The organism is Arthrobacter sp. KBS0703 (assembly GCF_002008315.2).
Classification (GTDB): Bacteria; Actinomycetota; Actinomycetes; order Actinomycetales; family Micrococcaceae; genus Arthrobacter.
In genome coordinates this window covers 1-4,383 of record NZ_MVDG02000004.1, presented here as the reverse complement: position 1 = coordinate 4,383, position 4,383 = coordinate 1, and the positions used below count along the sequence as shown (strand labels likewise).

The following is a 4,383-nucleotide window of genomic DNA, read 5'->3' as shown; positions in this document are numbered from 1 at the left end:
TGTCTCTTATACACATCTGGACTCCGAGCTCGCCTCGCTGCTGAAGTCCAGCACGGCGAGATGGTCCGGGATCGTCTCGGGCGCCAGCCAGGCCGCGAGCCTGGAACTGGCCACAGGGACCAATGTGATTGCCCTGGGCGGCTGGAACGGCGGCGACCCCTACCCCACACTGGCGCAGTTCCAGGAAATGGTGGCCAACGGCGAGATCGGCTACTTCATCTCCGGCGGAGGCATGGGTGGTGGCGGCATGGGTGGCGGCGGCCCCCGCAGAGGAAACTCCGAGGTGGCCACGTGGGTGGCTGCCAACTTCGAGGCCCAGACCGTGGGCAATTCCACCGTGTACAAGCTGAGCAAGTAGGCAACCATGACCAACACCATTCCCCCTGGCACCCGGCACCCCGAGCCGCCGGGTTCCGCCCCCGCCCAGCCGACCGGCTCACGCCCCGCCGCACACACCGGTCCAGCCAGTGGCCCGGCCGCACCCCCCGGACCGGGCGCCAACCAAGTCGGCACAGCCGTCCCGGGCAACGCCGGTCCGGGCACAGCCGTCCCGGGCGCCGCGGCCAGGAACACGGTGGCCGCCATGCGGGCACGGCTGGAGCTTGCCGCGCTTCTCCTGGGAACGGCTGCCCTCTACCTGTGGAACCTGGGCGCGTCCGGCTGGGCCAACGCGTTCTACTCGGCGGCGGCCCAGGCCGGCTCGCAGGACTGGACGGCGTGGTTCTTCGGCTCGTCCGACGCCGCGAACGCCATCACGGTGGACAAACCGCCTGCCGCGCTGTGGATGACCGGCCTCTCCGTGCGCCCTGTCTCTTATACACATCTAGATGTGTATAAGAGACAGGGCCTATGCGGCCGCCAAGCTCGCTTCCTATGGCTGGGCCGCGGACCAGATGCAGTGCCTGCAGACCCTGTGGACCAAGGAGTCCGAGTGGCGCACCACCGCCACCAACGCGAGCAGCGGCGCCTACGGCGTAGTGCAGTCCCTGCCTGCCGAAAAGATGGCGAGCGCCGGGGCGGACTACCTCACCAACTACCGGACGCAGATCAACTGGGGCCTGGACTACGTCAAGGAACGCTACGGCTCCCCCTGCGGCGCGCTGAACTTCCACCTCGCCAACAACTGGTACTAACCCAGACTGTGAGCAACTGAGGGCGGCGCGCATTTCTGCACCGCTTTGAGGTTGACGAAGGGCCCCGGACTGTCTCTTATACACATCTAGATGTGTTTAAGAGACAGGGCGCACCCCACCCGGCGCCCCGGCCCGGTGCGGGCTCGGGAATGGCTGCCGTGGCAGGCTCGGCCGCCTGGGCGTTCCGTCGGGCTTCGCTCTGGGGGGCTCCCTGGTGATCGCCCGTCCCTGCATGGGGAGCTGCCTGGTGCTGTCCGGACGGCTGATCGCCGGCCTGCGACCGGGCAGCCGGCGGCAGGGGCGTGGTTTCCGGAACAGGTGGGTACTGCTGTCCGCTCATTGTTATCTCCTTCAGGCGTGCGGAAGTTGTCCATTCCAGACTGGGAACCGTTCCTGTGACTGGCCTGTGCAGGGCAAGGGCCATGCCTGTGACCCGAGAAATCCCCACGCTGCGCCTTCCAGCTCGCTAGGCTTGGATTCACAGCCGGCGCACAGGAACACCAAAGCGCCGGCTAAACCCCGGAACGGAGAGTTGTCCCATGGCCACTTCGCACTCCATGACCAACAACCTTCCCCAGCTCACCCACCCGGACGGCTCACCCATCCGTGCCCTGGTGGTTGACGACGAACCCAGCCTGTCCGAACTGATGAGCATGGGCCTGCGCATGGCAGGCTGGTCGGTTGCCGTGGCCGCAGACGGCCCCGAGGCCGTCAAGCTCGCCAAGGAATTCCGCCCGGACGTCCTCGTGCTGGACGTGATGCTCCCCGGCTTCGACGGCGTAGAGCTGCTCGGCAGGATCCGCGCCTTCGCGCCGGAGGTTCCGGCGCTGTTCCTGACGGCCAAGGACGCCGTGCAGGACCGCATCGTGGGCCTCGCCGCGGGCGGGGACGACTACGTGACCAAACCCTTCAGCATGGAGGAAGTCCTGCTGCGCCTGCACCGGCTGGTGCAGCGTTCGGGCGTGGCCGCCATGGATTCCGCCGAACTGGTGGTGGGAGACCTGGTCCTGAACCTGGACACCCGGGAAGTCACCCGCGCCGGCGACGAGCTGCAGCTCACCGCGACCCAGTTCGAGCTCCTCCGGTACCTCATGGAGAACCCCAAGCGGGTCGTCAGCAAGGCCCAGATCCTGGACCGCGTATGGAACTACGACTTCGGCGGCCAGGCCAACATTGTCGAGCTGTACATCTCGTACCTGCGCAAGAAGGTGGATGCCGTGCACCCGCCCATGATCCACACGGTCCGCGGTGCGGGCTACGTCATCAAACCGGCAGACTAGGCCGTGGCAAACCTTTCCGGTGCCGTCCGGACCCAGCGCCGCAGCTGGCTGAAGCCGGGCACCTGGCATCTCCGCACCCGCCTTGTCCTCGTGGCCATGGCTCTGCTGGTGGCCATCTGCGCCGCGATCGGCCTGTTCAGCTACGCCAGCATGGACTCCTTCCTGACCCGCCAGCTCGACGAGCAGCTCACCGGGGCCGCTGACAGGGCCCGGGACTTTGGCCGTCCCCCGTTCGGCGCCTCGGGCAAGGGGCCCGATCCCCTCGAGGGCAGGGGCCAGCGGGTGGGCACCCTGGCGGCCAGGATCCAGGCCGGCGAAGTCAGCAGCGCAGGATTCCTGGCCTCCGACGCCACCCGCAAGACACTCTCGGCGGCAGACGACAAGGTCCTCCTGGGACTGCGCCGCGACGGCGTACCCGTTGACCGCACCCTGTCCACCGGTGCCTACAGGCTGGTTGCCGCCCAGACGCCCTACGGCGACGTCATGGTGACCGGGCTTCCCCTGGCCGACAAGCAGAGCACCCTGACGTCCCTTGTTGTGACCATCACGATCGTGTCGCTGGGCGGAATCGTGCTGATCGGCCTCGCCGGAACGGTGCTCATCCGCCGCACCATGAAGCCGCTGGAGCAGCTCTCGGAGGTGGCCACGCAGGTTTCGCGGCTGCCGCTGGATGCCGGTGAGGTGGCGCTCGCCGTCCGCGTCCCGCCGTCGAACGCCCATCCCGGAACTGAAGTGGGCAGCGTGGGCCACGCCCTCAACCAGATGCTGGATAACGTCTCCAACGCGCTGGAGGCGCGGCAGGAGAGCGAAATGAAGGTCCGCCAGTTCGTGGCCGACGCCTCGCACGAGCTCCGCACCCCGCTCACGGCCATCCGCGGCTACACCGAGCTGATGCGCATGACCGAGAAGTTCACGCCGGACGGCCAAAGGTCCCTGGCCCGCGTCCAAAGCCAGTCCGAGCGGATGACAACCCTGGTGGAGGACCTCCTGCTGCTCGCCCGGCTGGACGAGGGCCAGCCGCTCAAGCTCAGCGACGTGGACCTCACGCAGCTCGTGATCGAGACCGTCAGCGACGAAAAAGTCATGGCCCCGGACCGCATCTGGCACCTCGAACTACCTGAAGAGCCGGTGGTGGTCCGCGGCGACGCCTCGCAGCTGCACCAGGTGCTGGCCAACCTGCTGTCCAACGCGCGCAAGCACACCTGTCTCTTATACACATCTAGATGTGTATAAGAGACAGGCCCTGGGGTGCATAGCCGGGGGCGGGAAAGTTGTTTCCCTGGCCTGCCGGTGGGAAGGCCGGACGGGTACCGAATCCCTGGCGGAGGCCCGACGTCTGGCCGGCCTTGTTGGCGTTACGGACGGAGATGTGGACGTATCCAGATGCAACTGACATGAATGCTTACCTCAATGTGAATGGCCGTCATCGCGGCTCGAATGCTTGGTTCCCCGCAATGAGTTCTGGGGAGGGGCGCCCGACGCTGGGCTGGGGGCGAATGCCTAAAAACTTTGTGGGGGTAGAAAGTTAGGCGTGCATTCGACAACAGCGCATCTCGGCGGCAGCGGGTGTGCTGGGCCAATATTCTGCGGCTGCAGTTGCTGTTGAGTTCTTGTTCACAATTGAAAGTGTGCAACGTAACAATGAAAACTTGCAAGTAACAATGGACCACTCCGTCCGCATCGTGAGACGAATCGCGGGTTTGTGGGTCAAATCACAATTCTACGAGGCCCAATTTTTCCAGATTTTTTTCCAGACCGGTCGGTCGGAAAGGGCCGTTTTTCGAACTAAATTCGACTAAACCCTTCTTTTTCGTCAAATATTCAGCGACATTTCAGATGCGGGAATTCCGGCGCCGCAAATCCCTAGTTGTCCAGCTATGACGCCATTCGGACAAAAGATTTTGGGCCAAGCACGCACGCCGGCACGGGTCAAGCCGCTGCGTGCGTCCCGGCTGCGCCCAGGCCGGCGG

The 4,383-nt window shown here is 65.6% G+C and carries 3 protein-coding genes and 4 pseudogenes; 5 read left to right on the top strand and 2 right to left on the bottom strand.

Translation table 11 applies throughout. The features are described from left to right. From B1A87_RS22195 to B1A87_RS22185, 3 genes and pseudogenes are all read left to right on the top strand, one after another. Nucleotides 1-358 (top strand): annotated as a pseudogene (locus tag B1A87_RS22195) (glycosyl transferase); the annotation flags it as partial. Nucleotides 359-639: 281 nt separating this feature from the next. Beyond that, on the top strand, nucleotides 640-837 hold the full coding sequence (locus B1A87_RS25155) for a hypothetical protein (protein WP_185982446.1): 198 nt from the start codon (nucleotides 640-642) through the stop codon (nucleotides 835-837). A 5-nt stretch (nucleotides 838-842) separates the two neighbouring features. Continuing rightward, nucleotides 843-1,133: pseudogene (locus B1A87_RS22185) on the top strand (hypothetical protein); the annotation flags it as partial. Between the two features lie 76 nt (nucleotides 1,134-1,209). Here the strand turns inward: B1A87_RS22185 and B1A87_RS22180 are convergent. Next, nucleotides 1,210-1,473 (bottom strand): hypothetical protein, encoded by a 264-nt coding sequence (locus B1A87_RS22180; protein WP_144275944.1) that lies wholly within the window; start codon nucleotides 1,471-1,473, stop codon nucleotides 1,210-1,212. Between the two features lie 199 nt (nucleotides 1,474-1,672). Between B1A87_RS22180 and B1A87_RS22175 the strand changes: the two genes are divergently transcribed. Then, nucleotides 1,673-2,413 (top strand): response regulator transcription factor, encoded by a 741-nt coding sequence (locus B1A87_RS22175; protein ID WP_056630944.1) that lies wholly within the window; start codon nucleotides 1,673-1,675, stop codon nucleotides 2,411-2,413. 3 nt (nucleotides 2,414-2,416) lie between these two features. After that, nucleotides 2,417-3,616, top strand: a pseudogene (locus B1A87_RS22170) (histidine kinase dimerization/phospho-acceptor domain-containing protein); the annotation flags it as partial. Nucleotides 3,617-3,653: 37 nt separating this feature from the next. On the opposite strand, the pseudogene B1A87_RS22165 reads toward B1A87_RS22170, so the two are convergent. Beyond that, nucleotides 3,654-3,809 (bottom strand): annotated as a pseudogene (locus B1A87_RS22165) (winged helix family transcriptional regulator); the annotation flags it as partial. Nucleotides 3,810-4,383: the final 574 nt, after the last annotated feature.

Bases quoted from the DNA above. Each gene is read 5' to 3' on its own strand.
- B1A87_RS22180 (WP_144275944.1), bottom strand. From the start codon at position 1,473: ATGAGCGGACAGCAGTACCCACCTGTTCCGGAAACCACGCCCCTGCCG.
- B1A87_RS22175 (WP_056630944.1), top strand. From the start codon at position 1,673: ATGGCCACTTCGCACTCCATGACCAACAACCTTCCCCAGCTCACCCAC.